Annotated in this window: 13 protein-coding genes; 7 read left to right on the plus strand and 6 right to left on the minus strand. The window is 73.2% G+C overall.

Translation table 11 applies throughout. The features are described from left to right. Positions 1–9: 9 nt before the first annotated feature. Positions 10–882, minus strand: coding sequence for a tRNA pseudouridine(38-40) synthase TruA (gene truA, locus OV090_RS33745; RefSeq protein WP_267708792.1), 873 nt, complete (start codon positions 880–882; stop codon positions 10–12). 124 nt (positions 883–1,006) lie between these two features. On the opposite strand from truA, the gene pssA reads away from it, so the two are divergent. Then, positions 1,007–1,903 (plus strand): CDP-diacylglycerol--serine O-phosphatidyltransferase, encoded by an 897-nt coding sequence (gene pssA, locus OV090_RS33750; RefSeq protein WP_267708793.1) that lies wholly within the window; start codon positions 1,007–1,009, stop codon positions 1,901–1,903. Between the two features lie 531 nt (positions 1,904–2,434). Here pssA and OV090_RS33755 read toward each other — a convergent pair. Beyond that, the gene (locus OV090_RS33755) at positions 2,435–3,013 is read right to left on the minus strand and encodes a hypothetical protein (protein ID WP_267708794.1); all 579 of its coding nucleotides are present in this window, start codon (positions 3,011–3,013) and stop codon (positions 2,435–2,437) included. 188 nt (positions 3,014–3,201) lie between these two features. On the opposite strand from OV090_RS33755, the gene OV090_RS33760 reads away from it, so the two are divergent. The 4 genes from OV090_RS33760 (at position 3,202) to OV090_RS33775 (ending at position 8,945) form a co-directional block, all read left to right on the plus strand. Beyond that, positions 3,202–3,378 carry a hypothetical protein gene (locus OV090_RS33760; protein WP_267708795.1) on the plus strand — a complete coding sequence of 59 codons (177 nt, stop codon included), beginning with the start codon at positions 3,202–3,204 and terminating at the stop codon, positions 3,376–3,378. A 7-nt stretch (positions 3,379–3,385) separates the two neighbouring features. After that, positions 3,386–5,170 (plus strand): DUF2382 domain-containing protein, encoded by a 1,785-nt coding sequence (locus OV090_RS33765; RefSeq protein WP_267708796.1) that lies wholly within the window; start codon positions 3,386–3,388, stop codon positions 5,168–5,170. Positions 5,171–5,292: 122 nt separating this feature from the next. Continuing rightward, entirely contained in the window at positions 5,293–8,559 is a 3,267-nt protein-coding gene (locus OV090_RS33770) for a hypothetical protein (RefSeq protein ID WP_267708797.1), read from the plus strand. 80 nt (positions 8,560–8,639) lie between these two features. Further along, positions 8,640–8,945, plus strand: a complete 306-nt coding sequence (locus OV090_RS33775) for a hypothetical protein (protein ID WP_267708798.1) — start codon at positions 8,640–8,642, stop codon at positions 8,943–8,945. A 153-nt stretch (positions 8,946–9,098) separates the two neighbouring features. Here OV090_RS33775 and OV090_RS33780 read toward each other — a convergent pair whose 3' ends face one another. The 3 genes from OV090_RS33780 to OV090_RS33790 all read right to left on the minus strand — a co-directional run bounded on the left by OV090_RS33780 (position 9,099) and on the right by OV090_RS33790 (position 12,334). Continuing rightward, entirely contained in the window at positions 9,099–9,989 is an 891-nt protein-coding gene (locus OV090_RS33780; RefSeq protein ID WP_267708799.1) for a trypsin-like serine protease, read from the minus strand. Positions 9,990–10,147: 158 nt separating this feature from the next. Then, the gene (locus OV090_RS33785) at positions 10,148–11,476 is read right to left on the minus strand and encodes a VCBS repeat-containing protein (RefSeq protein ID WP_267708800.1); all 1,329 of its coding nucleotides are present in this window, start codon (positions 11,474–11,476) and stop codon (positions 10,148–10,150) included. A 9-nt stretch (positions 11,477–11,485) separates the two neighbouring features. Then, on the minus strand, positions 11,486–12,334 hold the full coding sequence (locus OV090_RS33790; protein ID WP_267708801.1) for a hypothetical protein: 849 nt from the start codon (positions 12,332–12,334) through the stop codon (positions 11,486–11,488). 156 nt (positions 12,335–12,490) lie between these two features. Here OV090_RS33790 and OV090_RS33795 point away from each other — a divergent pair, with 156 nt between their 5' ends. Continuing rightward, a complete protein-coding gene (locus tag OV090_RS33795) occupies positions 12,491–14,188 on the plus strand; it encodes a serine/threonine-protein kinase (RefSeq protein WP_267708802.1) in 1,698 nt (565 codons plus the stop codon). A gap of 116 nt (positions 14,189–14,304) precedes the next feature. On the opposite strand, the gene OV090_RS33800 is transcribed toward OV090_RS33795, so the two are convergent. Continuing rightward, positions 14,305–16,014 (minus strand): hypothetical protein, encoded by a 1,710-nt coding sequence (locus OV090_RS33800; protein WP_267708803.1) that lies wholly within the window; start codon positions 16,012–16,014, stop codon positions 14,305–14,307. 285 nt (positions 16,015–16,299) lie between these two features. Here OV090_RS33800 and OV090_RS33805 point away from each other — a divergent pair, with 285 nt between their 5' ends. Next, complete coding sequence (locus OV090_RS33805; RefSeq protein WP_267708804.1) at positions 16,300–17,076, plus strand: SDR family NAD(P)-dependent oxidoreductase; 777 nt, start codon at positions 16,300–16,302, stop codon at positions 17,074–17,076. The last annotated feature ends 47 nt before the right edge of the window (positions 17,077–17,123 follow it).

Here is a 17,123-nt window from a genome sequence, read left to right on the forward strand (position 1 = left end):
CGCGGGAAGCTACACCAGTTCCGCGAGCGGCTGCGGCTCGTCGTCCGGCCGGCGCGCGCGCGTCTGCCAGTCGGCGGGCGGCCACGGATCGGGCCAGTGGACCTCGACCAGCGTCAACCCTTGCGGCGGCGCGGTGCGCCCGGTGCGGCGACGATCGGGGCGCGCCAGCAGCTCGGCGATCTGCGTCGGCGGCCGGCGCCCGAGCCCGACCTCGACCAGCGTGCCGACCATGATGCGCACCATGTTCTGCAGGAACGCCTCGCCGCGGACCGTCACGGTCACGATCGCCGGCGTGTCGCTCGCGGCCACAGTGCTGAGCCCGGCCGGCTCCTCCGCCGCCACCGCCGCCACCTCGACCGCGAGCATCGTCCGCACCGTCGTCTGCGCCTGGCACGAGCTGGCGCGGAAGCCGGCGAAGTCGTGTTCGCCGACGAACGCCGGCGCCGCCGCCTGCATCGCCGCCACGTCGAGCGGCCGGGCCAGGTGCCACTCGCCGCGAACGGTGGTCGGCACGCGGTGCGGGGTGCAGCGGATCCGGTAGCGGTAGGTCTTGCCGTCGTTGAAGAACCGCGGGTCGACCGCACGGCCGTCGGGCAGCTCGCAGGGCCACGCGCCGAGCACCCCGATGTCGCGCGGCAGCTTGCTCGTGAGTCCCAGCACCACCCCCCGGTCGGGGATCGAGAGCGTCGGCTCGAAGCCCACCAGCTGGCCCAGAGCGTGGACCCCGGCGTCGGTGCGACTGGCGGCCCGGGTCCGCACGGGCTCCTTGTAGAGCTCTGCCAGCGCCGCCTCGAGCGCCCCTTGCACCGTCCGGGTGCCCTCCTGGCGGGCAAATCCGTGGAAATCGGTGCCGTCGTAGGCGACCCGCAGGAGCAGCGTCATGAGCGCGGACGCACCATCGACCGCCCCCGGCGACCTGTCAACCGAACTCGGCAAATTCGCCGCTGGAGGCGACAAAGCAGCGCCCCACGCGCGATTTCTTGCTACCCTCAAAGCCCCCCGGGCGATGGACTTCCGCAAGACTTACTTCCTGCTGCCGAACCTCTTCACCCTCTCGGGCCTGTTCTGCGGCTTCTACGCGATCTCGGTGTGCGCGCGGCTGAGCGACGAGGGCGGGGGCAGCGACGCGCTCTACAAGGCCTCGCTGGCGATCATGCTCGGCCTGTTCTTCGACGCCGCCGACGGCCGAATCGCCCGGCTGACGCGCACGCAGTCGGAGCTCGGCCTGCACCTCGACAGCCTCAGCGACCTCGTCACGTTCGGCGTGGCGCCGGGGCTCGTGATCTACCGCTGGGGCCTCGAAGGCTTCGGCCGCGCCGGCCTGTTCATCGCTTTCTTGTTCGTCGCCGGCGGCGCGTTCCGCCTGGCCCGCTTCAATGTCCTGTCGCTGCGAGCGATCGACGAGAAGCCGGGCAAGTACATGCTGGGCCTGCCGATCCCGGTGGCGGCCACGGTGCTGATCTCGACGGTGATGGCGTTCCACGCGATCGGCATCAACCAGACGACCAATCACATCCTGGTCGCCACGCTCGTCACGGTGCTGTCCTACTTGATGATCAGCCGGGTCCGCTTCCGCTCGATGAAGGACCTGAAGCTGACCAAGCGGACGACGGCAGTGGTCGGCCTGCTGCTCGCCAGCGGGGTGCTGGTGGCAGTGCGGATCTCCCGGCCCGCGGTGCTGATCCTGCTGGTCGGCTGCTACATCACTCTCGGCCTCATCGAGGAGATGTATCTGCTGCGCAAGGGCCGGGTCGAGCGGATCCGGGCGGCCCGCGCCCAGGCCCTGGCGCCGGCGGCCACCGAGGAGCTGGCGAGCGAGTCCGAGGTGCTCGCCGAGCTCGGCATCGACGACGACGCCAGCGCTCGCGCTCCTGCTGCGCCTGACGGCGCTGTCACCACCTGACGTTTTTTACGGGGGCCCGGCGATCGGCGTGTCGTGGTCTCGCGAATTGCCGACTGCGCCTCGCGGGGGGTCCGGGGAAGGTCCGGCCGCGAGTTGACCGGCAGGGGTGCGCGCTCGTTCCTCGCACCCATCCCGCCTCTAATTCGCGGCCGGCCCTTCCCCGGACCCCTGGCACGGCTGCAGCCGTGAGGGGCCGACTCGCCTTCCCCGGCTCCGCTGCGGGGCGTCGCCATGAGCCGAGCGTGGGGCGCCTGTTCGACGGCCAGGGCTGGCCGCCGAACAGACGCCTTCTCACGTCCTCGACGGCGTGTCTGCCGTGGCCGCGAATCCTCGTCGCTTCGTCTCGACTCTTGCCTCCATCGCGAAGACATGTCCCTGAGGACATGTACTCACGTGCACTGCGGCTCGGTCGCCAGATGCGCGCGCTGCAGGGCAGGCTTGCACCGAGGAATGACCTGTCCATTCTGCCAGGTTCCGTGCGACCCACAGATCGGCCGGCCGCCAGGCAGTGCCCCCTGACGAGCAGGCCGCTCACCTGTCCTTTGTGCCAGGCTCCCGCGCGACCCGCAGCCCGGTCGCCAGCAACAGCGCGTACAGCAGCAGCTCGAGCAGCTCCTGGGTCGCCCGCTCCCACGCTGCCGACATGTTGCCGGCCACGAACAGCGCACCGAGGGCTGCGAAGGCCCACCGTTCGTCGCGGATCGGTCGTGCCCGGCCGAGCCAGCGACCTGTCCCTGGGGCCAGGTAATAAGCGACCAGCGGCAGCGCGAACAGCAGGTAGGACGCGCCGCGGGCGGCGTTGTGCATGTTGCGGTGGCCGAACACCGCGGCCACGCGCTCGCCGACGGCCGGCCAGCCGTACACGCTGCCCCAGTCGATCTCCTCGACCAGCACCAGCGCCAGGAAGCCGGCCATCGCCAGCGGCACCGCTCGCCCGCCGGCCCGGCCCGCGAGCGTCCACGCCACCACCGCCGCCGCCAGCACCGCGTGCGACGCGTGCTCCGCCGGGCCCTCCTTCGCCAGCAGCTCCGCGGTGCTCGCCGGGCTCGTCCAAGCTGCGGCGACGGCCACCGCGGCGATCGTCAAGATCGTGATCGTCCGCGGGAGCACGGCCGCAGCATAGAGGATCTCGCGTCGGCTGGGCCTGGTCCTGGTGGCGTCGTGCAGCCGACGTCGCTCGGGAAGTTCGCGCACCCGCTCGCTGGCGCCCCGTCGCGACCGGGCCCACAAGCAAGGCGACCTCGGAGCCGGGTCGCGGCCGGCCCGCCGCGGCGGCCCGTCCGAGCGAGGCAAGCACGATGCGCAAGCTCGGCATCCATCCTCCGTCCAGCGCCCAGCTGCTCGAGCGGCGGACCCCGCACGCCCGCTCCGAGGGGCCGCCCGCCCGTGCGCCGTGGCTGACCCCCGTCGTCATCCCCGCGATGCTGGTCCTGCTGGTCGCCACCATCCTGATCTACGTGTTCGCCGCGCAATGACCCGACGATGTCGACCCCGCCGCACAGACATGTCCCCGAGGACAGCGACGCGAAGGCCGCCGCCGCCGGGTCGCGCGCGCAGGAGCAGGAGCGGTCACCGACACATGTCCCCGAGGACAGCCAGGACGTCATCGGCCGGCGCGAGGAGACGGTCATCCCCCGGCTCGAGGAGCGGCTCCACGTCGACACCCGCGTGCGCGAGCAGGGCCGCGTGCGCATCGACAAGACCGTCGAGGAGCGCGACCAGCCGCTCGAGCTCGACAGCGTCGAGGATCACGTCGTCACCTGGCGGGTCCCGGTCGGCCGCCCGGTCGAAGCGCCGGTGCCGGTCCGCTACGACGGCGACACCATGATCCTGCCGATCCACGAGGAGGTCGTGGTCGTGCAGAAGCAACTCGTCCTCCGCGAGGAGCTGCACGTCCGCGTCCACCGCGTGCATGTGCACGAGCAGCAGACCCTGCACCTCCGCGCCGAGGCGATCACTATCACCCACAACCGCACCACCCCAGGAGAAGCCGCCATGAAAACCGTTATCGGTCTGTTCGATGACTTCAACGACGCGCAGGCCGTCGTCACTGCTCTGCTGAAGCGCAACATCGACCGCGCCGACGTCAGCGTCGTCGCCAACAACCTCGAGAACATCCCGATCGATCTGAACAAAGACCCCACCGAGGGCCGCCACGAGGCGATGGCCGAGAGCGCCAAGACGGGCGCAGGGACCGGCGCGATCGTCGGTACCGGCGTCGGCGGCGTGCTCGGCTTCCTCGCCGGCATCGGCTCGATCTTCATCCCCGGCATCGGCCCGATCGTCGCCGCCGGCCCGCTCCTGGCCGCCCTCACCGGCGCCGGCGTGGGCGCGGCCGCCGGCGCCGCGCTCGGCGGCCTGGTCGGCGCGCTGACCCAGGCCGGGGTGCCCGAGCACGACGCCCACTTCTACGCCGAGGCCGTGCGCCGCGGCGGCACCCTCGTGCTCGTGCAGACGGCCGACGAGCGCGCCGCCGACGTCGCCTCGATGATGAGCGGCTCGGGCGCGGTCGACGTCGATCGCCGCCGCGAGCACTTCCACTCCACCGGCTACAAGGGCTTCGAGCAGGGCGCCAAGCCGTACACGATGGAGCAGCTCACGCGCGAGCGCCAGACCTACCGCGCCCAGCCGGCCGCCACCGGGGCGACGATGCGGCAGCAGCAGCAGCAGCAGACGCCGAGCACCCAGCGGCCGACCGAGGCCTCCGGCACGATCGGCACCGCCCGCGCGACCGGTGCGCAGCCGCAGAAGATGGACCAGCCGCACTTCAAGGACACCTCGATGGAGATGAAGGTCGTCGAGGAGGACCTGCTGGTCGGCAAGCGGGTCATCGAGCACGGCCGCGTCCGCGTCTACTCGCGCGTCACCGAGCGCCCGGTCGAGGAGCAGGTCAACCTGCGCGAGGAGCACGTGACCGTGAAGCGGCGCCCCGTCGACCGCCCGGCCACCGGCGAGGACATGAACGCCTTCCGCGAGTCGTCGGTGGAGATGACCGAGTACGCCGAGGAGGCCGTGGTCGCCAAGGAGGCGCGCGTGGTCGAGGAGGTCGTGGTCGGCCGCGAGGTCGAGACGCACACCGAGACCGTGCGCGACAAGGTGCGGCGCACCGACGTCGAGGTGGTCGAGGAGCAGACGCCGGCCAAGACGGTGTCGACCTCGCCGATGCACAAGGTCGCGGGCACCGGCGCCGGCCAGCCCGGGGCCACCAACCGGCCGACGCCGCCGCCGCCGCCGCAGGGGCAGAAGCGGCGCGCCTCGGGCAGCTGAATCGCTTACCCGCGAGGGTTGCGGCGATAGGCCGGGCCCTCGCCGGACATGATCGTACGGACATGTCCGCTCCCATCCGCGTCCCGCCAGGGACGCGGATTTTTTCGCTATCCTCGCGCCGAGTGCCGCCCGTGATCGCCTTCGCCGCAGTGCTCGTCGCGTTCGCGCGGCGCTGGCAGGTGCGCTGCGGCCCGCTCGCCTGCCCCGAGTCGATCGCGCTGGTGGCCGCGCTGACGCTCGGCGGACTCGGCCTCCTGGCCGCGCTGCTGGCGGTCGGCGGCATCTTCTCCGCGCCGTCGTTCTCGTTCACCGCGATCGCCCTGGCGGTGCTCGCCTGGCCCTGGGGACAGCGAGCGCCGCGGCGTCGGCCCGCGCGCAGCCTGCCGCGGGCCGTCGGCCTGGTCGCGCTGCTGCTGGCCGCCGCGGCCCTGCGCTGGCCGCCGATCCCCGCCGACCTCGGCGGCCGCGACCAGGGCACCTACGTCCTCCGCGCCCGCCACACCCTGCGCACCGGCCGGACCGGCCACACGGACCCCGTGCTGGCCCGCGCCGGCGCCGAGGCCGAGCTGCGACCTGGCCCCGGGGACATCCTCGGCCTCTATCACGCCGACCGCAGCCCCGCCCGCGTCGATCGCTACGAGGGCGCCTACCGCCCCGGCTTCTACCTCACCCGGCGCGACGACGGCGAGGTCGTGCCGCAGTTCCTGCACCTCCACCCGTCCCTGCTGGCGCTGTTCGGCCTGGTCTTCGGGCCATGGTCGATGGGACTGGTCGCGCCGCTCGCCGGCGTGCTCTCGGCGCTCGCGCTGTGGGCCCTCGGCGAGCGCCTGTGGCCGCGCGCCGGCGCCTCGTGGCTGGCCGCCGGCCTGTTCGCGCTGTCGCCGATCGCCGTGTGGACCGCCCGCACCCCGCTGACCGAGTCGCTCACCGGCCTGCTGCTGCTCGCCGCCGCCCTCGCGGTCGCCCGCGGCCTCGCGCCCGCGGCCGAGGACGCGAGCCGTCGTCACACCGCGCGAGCGCAGGCCGCCGACTCGACCCGCAGCGCGACCACTCGCGCCGATGCAACGGCCCAGGACGCACTGCAAACCTCCGCCCGCCCCATCGACGCGCACGCGTCCGGCTCCGCGGCGCGCGACGCCTCCGGCGCCGTCCGCGAGCTGCGAGCCGACGCCGCCGACTCGACCTCGCCTGGCCTCTCCGACTCGACCTCGCGCAACGCCGCCTCCGCCTCGCACCTCGCCGACCCTGCCCACGGCCACGAGCTCACCGCCGCCCTGCTGCTCGGCCTCGCCGGCTTCGTCCGCGGCAACCTGTGGCTGTCCGCCCCGGCCCTGCTGGCGGTGCTGTGGCTGCGCACCGAACCTGGCCTTCGGCGCATGTCCGCTCCGACCTTGCTCTTGGGTCTGCTGCTGGCCAGCCTCGCGCTCCACCTCGCCACCGGCTACCCCTACCTTCACGACGAGTTCAAGCGCCAGCTCGGCCCGGTCACCGCCCTGTCGCCGATCAGCGCGGTCGTCCTCGGCCTCGGCGCGATCGCCGTCTACCTCGCCCTCGACGCCGCCCTCGACCTCGTCCGCGGCCGCGTCCGCCGCCTCCCGCTCGTCCTCGCCGCCCTCGCCGCCCTCGCCGCCCTGACCTGGTGGCTGCGCTGGGCCCCCGGTCCGCCGTGGAGCCGCCTCGACCCCGTCCTGCCGCTCCTCGGCGCCCCGCTGCTGCTCGCCGCCGGCCTCGGCCTGGTCGCCTTCGCCCGCCTGCGCCCGGCCGCGAGCGCCGCCCACGTCTGGCTGCTCGCGCTCGCCACGTTCCCCGTCACCGCCCTGGCCCTCTACGCCCAGCGCAACCTGCCCCAGGTCGGCCTCTACTACTACGGCCGCTACCTCGTCCCCGAGCTGCTGCCGGCCGCCTGCCTGCTGGCCGCATGCGCCTTGGTACATGTCCATCGATTTCTGTCCGAACGCACAGGTCTCGGACGACATGCCCGATGGGTCAGCCTCGTCCTCGGCCTCGGCCTGCTGGCCGCCCAGGCCCTGCCGTACCTGCGGACCCCGGCCACCCGCCTGCAGGAGTTCGCCGGCGCCGAGCGCCTGATCGACGACCTGGCCGCCGAGATCCCCGAGCGCGCGGTCGTCCTGGCCGGCGGCGAGGGCTGGCACCACGTCCACGTGTTCAGCCAGCTGGGCGGCGCGCTCGCCTTCGGCCACGGCCGCACCGTCCTGCCCTACCGCAGCCGCGAGGCCGCCTACGCCGCGCTGCACGAGCTGCTGATCGCCGGCCCGGCCGCCGGCGCCGAGGCCCCGCCGGTGTACCTGCTGCTCGGCGAGTCGACCCACCCGCTGCGCCTGCCCGGCGCCGCAGCCCCGCTGGCGCTCGTCGACGACCTGCTGCCGCCGCCGTTCGTCGCCCGCCCGGTCGCCTTCGCCGAGCTCTACCTCGACCGCCTCACCCCCGTCGATGAGCGGATCCCCGACCGCGTCACCCGCACCGACCTGCGCGTCGGCCTGCTCGAGGTGCGCGTCGACCCGGCCCGCCGCGCCGCCGTCCGCAGCTGGCGGATCGACGAGGGCCGCGCCGAGGGACCCGGCCCTTTGAACCTGTCCTCTTATTACTTGCCCGACGGACAGACTTGCCTCGACACCGAGCACCCGCTGGTCCTCGAGCTCCCGCCCGGCGACGGCCCGGGCTCGCTCGTCCTGGTCGCCCAGCCCGGCGGTGACACCCCCGGCTGGCGCGTCGTCGTCGACGGCCAACCGGTCGCCGTCGACCCGCCCGGCCCCGGCCCCGCGCGCGCCCGCGACACCCTCGGACCTGTCACCTTCGCCACCCCGCCGCGCCGCGTCGAGCTGTGGGGCAGCACCCGCCCGCGCGACGACCTCGCCTGCCCCTACGGCGGCCTCGCCGAGGTCCGCCTGCTCGGCCCCGACCGCGGCCCCGACGACCGCACCCCGGCCTGGACCCGCACCTACAGCCCGCCGCACGACCTCGGCCACCGCGTCACCCCGGCCCGCTTCACCGCCGGTCGCGCCCTCACCCGCCTGCGCGCCGGCCTCGACCGCGCCCGCGAGCTCGACGGCCCCTCCCTGGTGGTCCGCGCCGGCGATCCGCTGACCTTCCCCGTCGAACATGTCCCAAAGACCACGTCGACGACGATGGCAGTGACCCTGCGAGGCGCCCGCCTGAGCCCGGCCGGCCGCGTCCGCGTGCTGGCCGACGAGGCCCTGCTGCTCGAGCTCGACCCACCCGACAGCCTCGACGGCGCCTGGCACTCGCCACCGACCCCGGTCGCCCTGCCGGGCCCTGCCCCGCGGTTCCGGGTGGAAGTCCTCGATCCGGAGCGCCCCGACGCCCACGTCACGGTCCGCGATCTGGTGCTGCTTCCCACGCCCGAGTAACAGCGTTTACATGTCTCTCGGGACATCCGGGCGTCCCGCGGGCGCTTGACCCTCCAAGACCGCCGCGGTACCGCTGGGCGATGTTCCGCCCCACCCCCCTCAAGCTGATCCTCGGCCTCCTGCTGGTCGGCGCCACCTGGTTCGTGGCCGCCAACTCGCACATGGACATCTTCCCCTGCAAGAAGACGACCGAGGACTACTCCACCGGCCGCCTGAACACCAGCGAGACCACCTGCAGCATCCTGCAGACTCACGGCGACTACTTCCGCCCGCCCGAGAGCGCCAAGCTGACCGAGGCCGGCTGGGCCACCGCCGTGGTCGTCATCGGCCTGCTGCCCCTGCTGGTCGGCTTCGCCATCGGCTCGCGCTTCGGCAAGAAGAAGTGACCGGGCGGCTGGCCTGTCCGGGCGGACATGCCCGTCCGGACATGTCTCTTATGCCATATCATTGGAGCGAGCCTCGGCTTCGATAGCGACCAGGCGACCGTTCCCGGCGCTCCCACGACATGTCCGTTAAGACACGTCATTTTCGCCGGCGGATCACCGCACCCGCGCGCCGCGGCGTCGCGTCCCGCACAGCAGCAGCAGCGCGAGCCACGAGCCCGCAGGCCCGTCCGCCCGGCAGCCGCACCGCGACGGCTCTGCGGGCGTGGTGTCGAGGCAATCGCAGGTGCCGCACGACGGCTCGCGCAGGTCGACGCCGGTCTCGTCGTGCAGCCAGCACAACACTGCGGCGGGGATCCCATAATAACCGCCCTTGCCGCACGGATCGGAGCCCCGCGACGTCACTCCGGCCAGGCGGACCTCGCCCGACGCCAGGGTGACGAACGCGGGCCCGCCGGAGTCGCCGGAGCAGCTGTCGATGCCCTCGCCGCCGGCCCGGAACTCGAAGCCCGTGGGGCTGAACCGCACGATCGGCGCGTCGACCTGCCGCTTGATCCGCGTCACCCCGGCCTCGTTCAGCCCGTAGCCGACGAGCGTCACGACGCCGCCTACCGCCATCGTCTCGTCCCACTCGTCCTGCTCGCGCAGCGGCCGGGCCGGCGCGATGTCGGTGACGGGCTCGGCGAGCACGAGATAGCCGTAGTCCCAGACGTCCCACTTGCACGTCATCAGGTCGCTGCAATAGTCGGGGTGAGATCCGACGCGCTCGACGGCGATGGCGCGCGTGCCCGGCACGCCGACGTCGTCGCCGAAGCGCACCGACTTCGGCCACCCCGCCGCGGAGACGATGCAGTGCGCCGCAGTGAGGACCACGCGATCGGAGACGAGCGTGCCGGTGCAGATCGAGGGGCCGTACGTCATCGCCACGACCTCGGGCCAGGCCCCCGGGTCGACGACCGTGCCGCCCAGGATCGGCGCCGGCGGGCGCTCGGGCGCAGCGACGGGCAGCGGCGCGGCGAGGACGAGGAGCAAGCCGACGGGCAACATGCGACGAGGATATCTCGCCGTCGCAAGCACGACGCCCTCCGCGAACATCCCGCACCCGGAAGCGCGAAGAAGCGCAGCTCCCCCGAGGACGAGCCGTCGAACCGGAAGAACACCCGCCCTCGCGGCCGACCTTCAGCCCCGCGCCGCGGCCCGAAGCGCTACTCGCCCGCGGGCGAGCGGTTGAGCCAGAACAGCACCCGCCCCTCGCTGCCGACCTTCACCACCGCGCCGATGTCGATGCGGCCGTCGCCGTCGTAGTCGAGCGGCTCGAGGTCGACGATCTCGCCGCTGACCTCGCCGGCGGGAGCGAGCGCGTAGTCGATCTGGCCCGGCGAGAGATCGTGGGTGCGGATCAGGACGCTGACCGCGTTGAGGCCGGTGCCCTCGACGTCGTGAGCGACTGCGATGTCGACCTCGCCGTCGCCGGTGAAGTCGCCGAGCTCGGCGTCGCGGATCTCCCGGCCCACGTCGAAGAACTGCGGCGCCTCGAACAGCAGCGGCTCGCTGCGGCGCTGGCGGACCACGGTGATCCCGCGGTCGGACGGATGCACCGCGACGAGGTCGACATCGCCGTCGCCGTCGAGGTCGTCGAGAAGCACCCGCCGGATCTCGAAGTGCGTCAGCGGGATGTCGAGGCGCTCGGCCTGCTCGGCATCGGTGGTGAACGCGTCCTTGCTGACCAGGTAGATCGCCAGCGACTCGTGTTCGCTGTCCATCGGCCTGTGCGCGGCCACGATGTCCTCGAACCCGAGGCCGTCGAGCTGGGCGACGTTGACCGCGTGGATCCCGGTGAGCTCGGGGATCTTCAGCCCCACCCGGCGCTGCAGCGCGAAGGGCACCCCCTCGTCGGCCTCCACCACGATCCCGTCGAGCGCCTCCTCTTCGGGCTTCTCCGCGGTCGGTGGCCCGCTGTCGCAGCCGATCGCCAGGCCCTTCGCGTTCTCCACCTCGACCACGTCGAGCGTCTCGATGCTGTTGGGCGCCGGGCAATTGCCCCACGGCACCAGCGTCGCCGCCTCGAACTGCTCCGGCGCCGTGCTTGCGAACATGTCGCCGCCGTTGTGGAACCCGAACACCTTGCCGGCCGTGCCGCTCGCCTTGTCGCCCGCGGTCACGCCGAGCAGATCGTCGCCGTGGCCCTCGCCGAAGAAGCGGGCCGCCGCGATCGCCTCGACGCGGCCTTCCGCCTCGAGCTTGGCGCTGAGCTCGGTCTTCTGATCGCGCGTCGTGTGGATCTGGATGCGCCCGAGGTCGAGCAGCACCGCGAAGTCGTTGTCGACCCCCTCGTCGTCGAAGTCGCCGCGCAGCAAGCGACGCGGCGCGATCGATATCTCCAGCGGCGCGCCGGCCCGCGGCATGCACACGTAGTGCGGCGTGTAGAGACCGCCCTCGCCGGCGTTCTGGCCGCAGTCGGGCAAGGGCTCGACCTGAAAGCAGCTGACCGCAGCGATCGCCGCGAGCGAGAGCGAGGAGAGACGCGCGCGCATGAACCTCCGCTAGAACGCCACCGCCAGGCCGCCGGGCCGCAGCTGAGCGCGGCGCGGCGCAGACTTGCCGCCGCGCGCCGCGTCGACCGCGACCAGCACCACTCCCGTGACCAGCAGCGCCCCGCCGACGCCGATGCCGGCGAATGCCAGCGCCCGCGCCGACTGGTAGCTGTCTTCGTACTGCTGCTCGCGCGCGCCCGACAGCGGCACGTACTGCCACTCGTCGCGCCGCTGCTCGTCGATGCGCCCGGCGCTGACGAGGCCGAGCGCGCCGAGACCTGTCCCGAGGACCAGGCCCGCGCCGATCAGCGCGTAGCCGGCGATCCCGGCCGCGCGCGGGCGATACGGCTGCTTCGCCGGCGACTCGGGCGCCGGCGCCGGACCCTCGGGCTGCGCCGCGGCCTCGCCCTTGCCCAGCTCGGCCAGCTGCGCGTCGATCGCCGCGATTCTCTCCCGTGCGTCGCTAGCGTCGCTGCCGGCCGCCTCGCGGATCTTGGCGAAGTTGAGGAACAGCACCCGCGCCCTGCGCAGGTGCGCCGGCTCGGCCTCGACCTCGTAGCGCTTGCTGTACGCCTGACCGAGGTTGTAGAGCAGCGCGTCGGCGTGGCTCAGCTCGTACGCCGCCTCGAAGTGCTCGATCGCCACGTCGAACTTGCCGAGGTTGTAGGCCTTCGAGCCCTCCTCGAACAGCCGCTGCGCCTCGGCCTCGTCGGCGCCGGCAGCGGGCTCGGCCTGCCGCGCCGACGCCGGCCCGCCGAGGCCCAGCGCGAGGCTCAGGCCGATCGCGGCGCCGAGCCGACAGGACCGCGCCAGCGCGGGAATTCGGCCGTTTCGACGCGTCCGTCCGCGCGAGAGCACGACCGACGCTACCACCACCGGCGAAGCAGCGACAAGCGACCTGCGTTCGCGCTGCGCGTTATCGACCGCACGTGCGCACCGGCGATGCCCGACCTTCACGGGCACCGGCGGTCGGTGCCACACTGAGCCTCCGGCGCCCGCGCGCACGGAGCCGCGATGTCCGAGCCGATTGCGAAGACCCAGCCGATCGACGCCGGCGCGCAGACCGTCCGCCCCGCCGAGCCCGACGCCGGCACGCCGCGCGTCGACCGACGGATCGGCGAACTCCTGAAGGGCACCTACACGCTCGAGCGGCTGCTCGGCGCCGGCGGCATGGGCTCGGTGTACCTGGCCCAGCACGCGCTCATCCGCAAGAAGGTGGCGATCAAGATCCTCGCCCCCGAGTACGCCCTCAAGCCCGAGCTCAAGGAGCGCTTCTTGCGAGAGGCGCGGGCCGCCGCCGCGGTCGATCACGACGGGGTGATCGAGATCCACGACTTCGGCGAGACCGCCGACGGCGCGGCCTTCTTCGTCATGGAGTACCTCGAGGGCGAGGACCTCGCGGCGGTCATCCAGCGCGAGGCGCCGCTGCCGTGGCCGCGCGTGCGGGACATCGCCGTGCAGATCTGCCGCGCCCTGCAGGCCGCGCACGATCGCAGCATCGTCCACCGCGACATGAAGCCCGGCAATTGCTTCCGGCTCATCCGCGACGGCCGCGACGTCGTCAAGGTCCTCGACTTCGGGATCGCCAAGCTGCAAAACCCCGACGAGGGCGTCGGCCAGGCGCTCACCCGCACCGGCATGATCTTCGGCACGCCCGAGTACATGTCGCCCGAGCAGGCCCAGGGCCTGCGCCACGACCACCGCGTCGACATCTACGCCGTCGGCGTGATCCTGTTCGAGCTGCTGACCGGCAAGCCGCCGTTCATCGCCGACACCTTCATGGGCTTGCTCAACAAGCACATGTTCGACGCCCCGCCGCGGCCGCGGGACATAGCGCCGCACGCCGACATCCCCGCCGCCGCCGAGGCCGTGGTCCTCAAGACGCTGCAGAAGGACCCCGACCTGCGGTTTCAGACCATGGACGAGCTGGCCGCCGCGCTCGTGGCCGTCGACGCCGGCGTGGCCCCCGAGATCGTCCCCGAGACCCTGCGGGTCAAGCCGGCCCGCGGCGCGCCGATGCAGTTCCGCGGCGCCGACGCCCCGCCGCGCCCGACCCTGCCCGAGACCACCGCGCCGGCCTTCCCGGCCCCGTTCGCCCCGCCGCGGCGCCGCTTGAACCTCGCCCTCGTCGCCGGCCTCGCGGGCGCGGTCCTGGCCGCCGGCGCGCTCGTGCTGTTCACCCAACAGGACTCTTCAGACAGGCCCGAAGCGACAGGTCCCAAGGAACATGTCTCGGTCGCCGACTCGTCCGAGCTGCTGCCGCTGCCGCCCGCGCCCGCTCCGACCGGGCCGCCGCCGGCGCCCGACCTGCTGCCGCTGACCCCGCCGACCGTGACTGTCCGGATCGACACCGCCGGCGTCGCCGCCGAGGTGCTCGACGAGGGCGGCGCGATCCTCGGCAGCACCGCCGATCCGCACGGCCTGCGAGTGCCTCGCGGCGACCGCGAGCGGCTGCTCCGCCTGCGCGCCGAAGGCCGCGCCGAGGCCCAGCTGAAGCTCGTGCCCAGCGAGGACCGGGTCGTCGCCGTCACCCTCGAGCCGCTGACCCCGGGCAAACAGCCCGCCAAGAAGACCGCGGGCAGCAAGAAGCCCGAGGCCAAGCACGAGGCCCCGCCGCCCCCGCCGCCTCCGGCCCCGCCCCCGCCGGCCAAGCCGAAGCCCGACCCCACGCCCGTGACCTCGCCCGACCTGATCTCGCCGTTCAAGAAGTGACCGCGAGGGCGCCGCATGGGAGCGGCGATTATGGCTATTTAGACATGTCCTCGGGGACATTTCACGGCGCTCGACGGCGAGCCGCGCCGGGCCGGCTCGCCGCGTGACGCGGCCCGTCAGTACGGCACCGTGCCGACCGAGGCCGGCGACTCGGTCTCGCCGATCGACATCTCGTGCCCCAGCCCGAGCCGCCCGAAGACGTTGCCACCCCAGCACCGCAGCGTCCCGTCGGCCAGCGCCGCGCAGCGGTGGCTGTTGCCGCTGTCGAGGTGGAGGACCGGCCCGCCGACGTCGACGATCGTCGGGGTCCAGACGGTGCTCTGGCCCGGGACGCCGACGGCGCCGTGGCCGTTGCTGCCCCAGCACTGCAGCTCCCCGGTCGCCAGCAGGGCGCAGCCCGACAGGGCGGCGAACGAGATGGCCGTCGCCGGCCCGGCGAGCGGGACCAGCGGAGGCGGCATGTCGCCCGGCATCTTGCCGATGTCACCGACGGGTCCGAGGCCGAGCGAACCGCTCTGGCTGTCGCCCCAGCAGAGCACCGCCCCGTCGGTCCGCAGGGCGCACGTGACGTCGAAGTCCGTCGAGATGGCGACCTGCGCGACCGGACCGCCGACGTCGACCGGCGGTGGCGGCATCTCGCCCGGCTCGTCGCCGCGGTTTTCGGTGTCACCGTAGCCGAGCTGACCCGAGTAGTTGCCGCCCCAGCAGCGGAGCGTGCCGTCCTTCAGCACCGCGCACGCGTGGTTGCTGCCGGCCGCGATCTGCGCGACCGGGCCGCCGAGCTCGAGGTCGGGCACCGGCAGCTCGCCGGGCTGATCGCCGAGGTTGTCGGTGTGCCCGTAGCCGAGCTGTCCGCTGAAGTTGTAGCCCCAGCAGCGCACGTCGTCGGCCTCGGTGATCACGCAGGTGAACCCGCTGGCGGCCTCGACGTCGCGGACCGACGCGCCGACGTCGATGACGGGCGGCGGCACCTCGTTCGGGTTGTTGCCGAACGCCCCGCTCCCGGTCCCGTTGCCGAGCCCTCCCCCGAAGGCGTTGCCCCAGCAGCGGACCTCGCCGCCGTCGAGCACCGCGCAGGTGTGCATGCCGCTCGAGCTCGCGCGCAGCACGTCGCCGCCGACCGGCACCGACGGCGTCGGCAGCTCGTCGGGATCGTCGCCGCGATCGAGTCCGTCGCCGTAGCCGAGCTGGCCGGAGGTTCCAGCGCCCCAGCACCGCATCGTCCCGTCCTCGAGCACCACGCAGGTGTGGTAGACCCCGCACGCGAGCTGCACGATCTTCGGGTTGTGCGCGCACGCGGGCGTGCAGGCGTCGCCGCCGAGGTTGTTGCCGTCGTCGCACGCCTCGCCGCGATCGACGAAGCCGTCGCCGCAGATCGCCGGCGCGTCGGTGGTCGAGTCGTCCGTCGTCGACTCGTCCGTCGTCGAATCGCTCGTCGTCGAGTCGCCCGACGTCGAGGTCGTCTCCCCGTCGCTCGTCGTCGAGGTCGTCGTCCCGTCGCTCGTCGATTCGCCCGTCATCACCCCCTCGGTGGTCGAGCCGTCGCTCGTCGAGCTCGTCGTCATTACCGCGGTGGTCGAGTCGTCGCCCGTCGAGACGTCGCTCGTCGAGCTCGTCGACGCCTCGTCTGTCGAGCTCGTCGAGCCGGTCGTCGGCTCGCCGCTCGTCGTCGAGGTCGCCTCGGTCGATTCCATCGTCGCCTCGGTCGTCGAGGACGAGGGGTCGCTCTCGGTCGACGGACCGCCGTCGGCCGGCAAGCCCGGGCACCCGCTCAGGAGCAGCGAACCGCCGATCCAGGCGAACATCTTCTGTTGAGCGTGGCGCATGGATGGCAACTGAACCGTCGTCGACTTCATCGTCTCGTTCCTCGAATTGGCGACGCGCCGGCCGACCTTCTCCCACCCCACGCGGGGACACGGGCCGGCCGACGGCGTCTGCCGGGACAGTGACGGCCGGTGGCGGATCAATTGCGGCGATCGGGCCCGCCACCTCCGCGGTCGACTGCCGGCGGAACCTCCGCGGCGCCACGGCCGACGTCTTTCGACCCGCACGTGAGCCGTCGTCGCCGGCACCGCCCCGCGCCTCTCCGCGCCCCGGGTACACTGCCGCGCATGTCGAACGCACCGCTCGCGCTCATCACCGGGGCCGGCCGCGGGATCGGGCGCGCCGTCGCCGAGGCGCTCGCGCCGGGCCACACCCTCCTGCTCGCCGGCCGCGACCGCGACGCCCTCGAACGCGTGCGGGCCGAGCTCCAGGCCCCGCACGGCGCCCACGTCCTCGCCGTCGACCTCGGCGACCCCGACTCTCGTCGCTCGTTCCTGTCTGAAGTGACAGGTCTCGAAGGCCAGCTCGGGGCCCGCGTCCAGGTCCTGGTCAACAACGCCGGCGCCGCCCTCTCGGCCCCGCTCGCGCGCACCGGCGACGACGCCTGGGCGCGCCTGCTCGAGCTCAACTGCACCGCCCCGTTCGTGCTCACCCGCGCGCTCGTCCCGGGCATGCTCGCGGCCGGCTGGGGCCGCGTCGTCAACGTCGCCTCCACGGCGGCCGTCAAGGGCTACGCGTACACGGCCGCCTACTCGGCCAGCAAGGCCGGCCTGCTCGGCTGGACCCGGGCCCTCGCCGTCGAGCTGGCCAGCAAGGACGTCACCGTCAACGCGGTCTGCCCCGGCTTCACCGACACCGACATCGTCGCCGACGCCGCGCGCAACATCCAGGCGACCACCGGCCGCAGCGAGGACGAGGCCCGCAAGGCCCTGGCCCGCTTCTCGCCGCAGGGCCGGCTGCGCAGCCCGGCCGAGGTCGCCGACCTGGTCGCCTGGCTGGCGCGAAGGGGCGCCGGCGGCGTCACCGGCCAGGCGCTGGCGATCGACGGCGGCGAGACTGCCTGACTTTCAGCGCATAGACGAAGGGGCAGGTCCCGAAGCACCTGCCCCTT

This window comes from Nannocystis sp. RBIL2, from assembly GCF_026626745.1.
GTDB lineage: Bacteria > Myxococcota_A > Polyangia > Nannocystales > Nannocystaceae > Nannocystis.

What these genes read in the sequence shown, in the direction of transcription:
- truA (WP_267708792.1), bottom strand. Translation starts at nt 882, where the DNA reads ATGACGCTGCTCCTGCGGGTCGCCTACGACGGCACCGATTTCCACGGA.
- pssA (WP_267708793.1), top strand. Translation starts at nt 1,007, where the DNA reads ATGGACTTCCGCAAGACTTACTTCCTGCTGCCGAACCTCTTCACCCTC.
- OV090_RS33760 (WP_267708795.1), top strand. Translation starts at nt 3,202, where the DNA reads ATGCGCAAGCTCGGCATCCATCCTCCGTCCAGCGCCCAGCTGCTCGAG.
- OV090_RS33765 (WP_267708796.1), top strand. Translation starts at nt 3,386, where the DNA reads ATGTCGACCCCGCCGCACAGACATGTCCCCGAGGACAGCGACGCGAAG.
- OV090_RS33775 (WP_267708798.1), top strand. Translation starts at nt 8,640, where the DNA reads ATGTTCCGCCCCACCCCCCTCAAGCTGATCCTCGGCCTCCTGCTGGTC.
- OV090_RS33780 (WP_267708799.1), bottom strand. Translation starts at nt 9,989, where the DNA reads ATGTTGCCCGTCGGCTTGCTCCTCGTCCTCGCCGCGCCGCTGCCCGTC.
- OV090_RS33785 (WP_267708800.1), bottom strand. Translation starts at nt 11,476, where the DNA reads ATGCGCGCGCGTCTCTCCTCGCTCTCGCTCGCGGCGATCGCTGCGGTC.
- OV090_RS33795 (WP_267708802.1), top strand. Translation starts at nt 12,491, where the DNA reads ATGTCCGAGCCGATTGCGAAGACCCAGCCGATCGACGCCGGCGCGCAG.
- OV090_RS33800 (WP_267708803.1), bottom strand. Translation starts at nt 16,014, where the DNA reads ATGCGCCACGCTCAACAGAAGATGTTCGCCTGGATCGGCGGTTCGCTG.
- OV090_RS33805 (WP_267708804.1), top strand. Translation starts at nt 16,300, where the DNA reads ATGTCGAACGCACCGCTCGCGCTCATCACCGGGGCCGGCCGCGGGATC.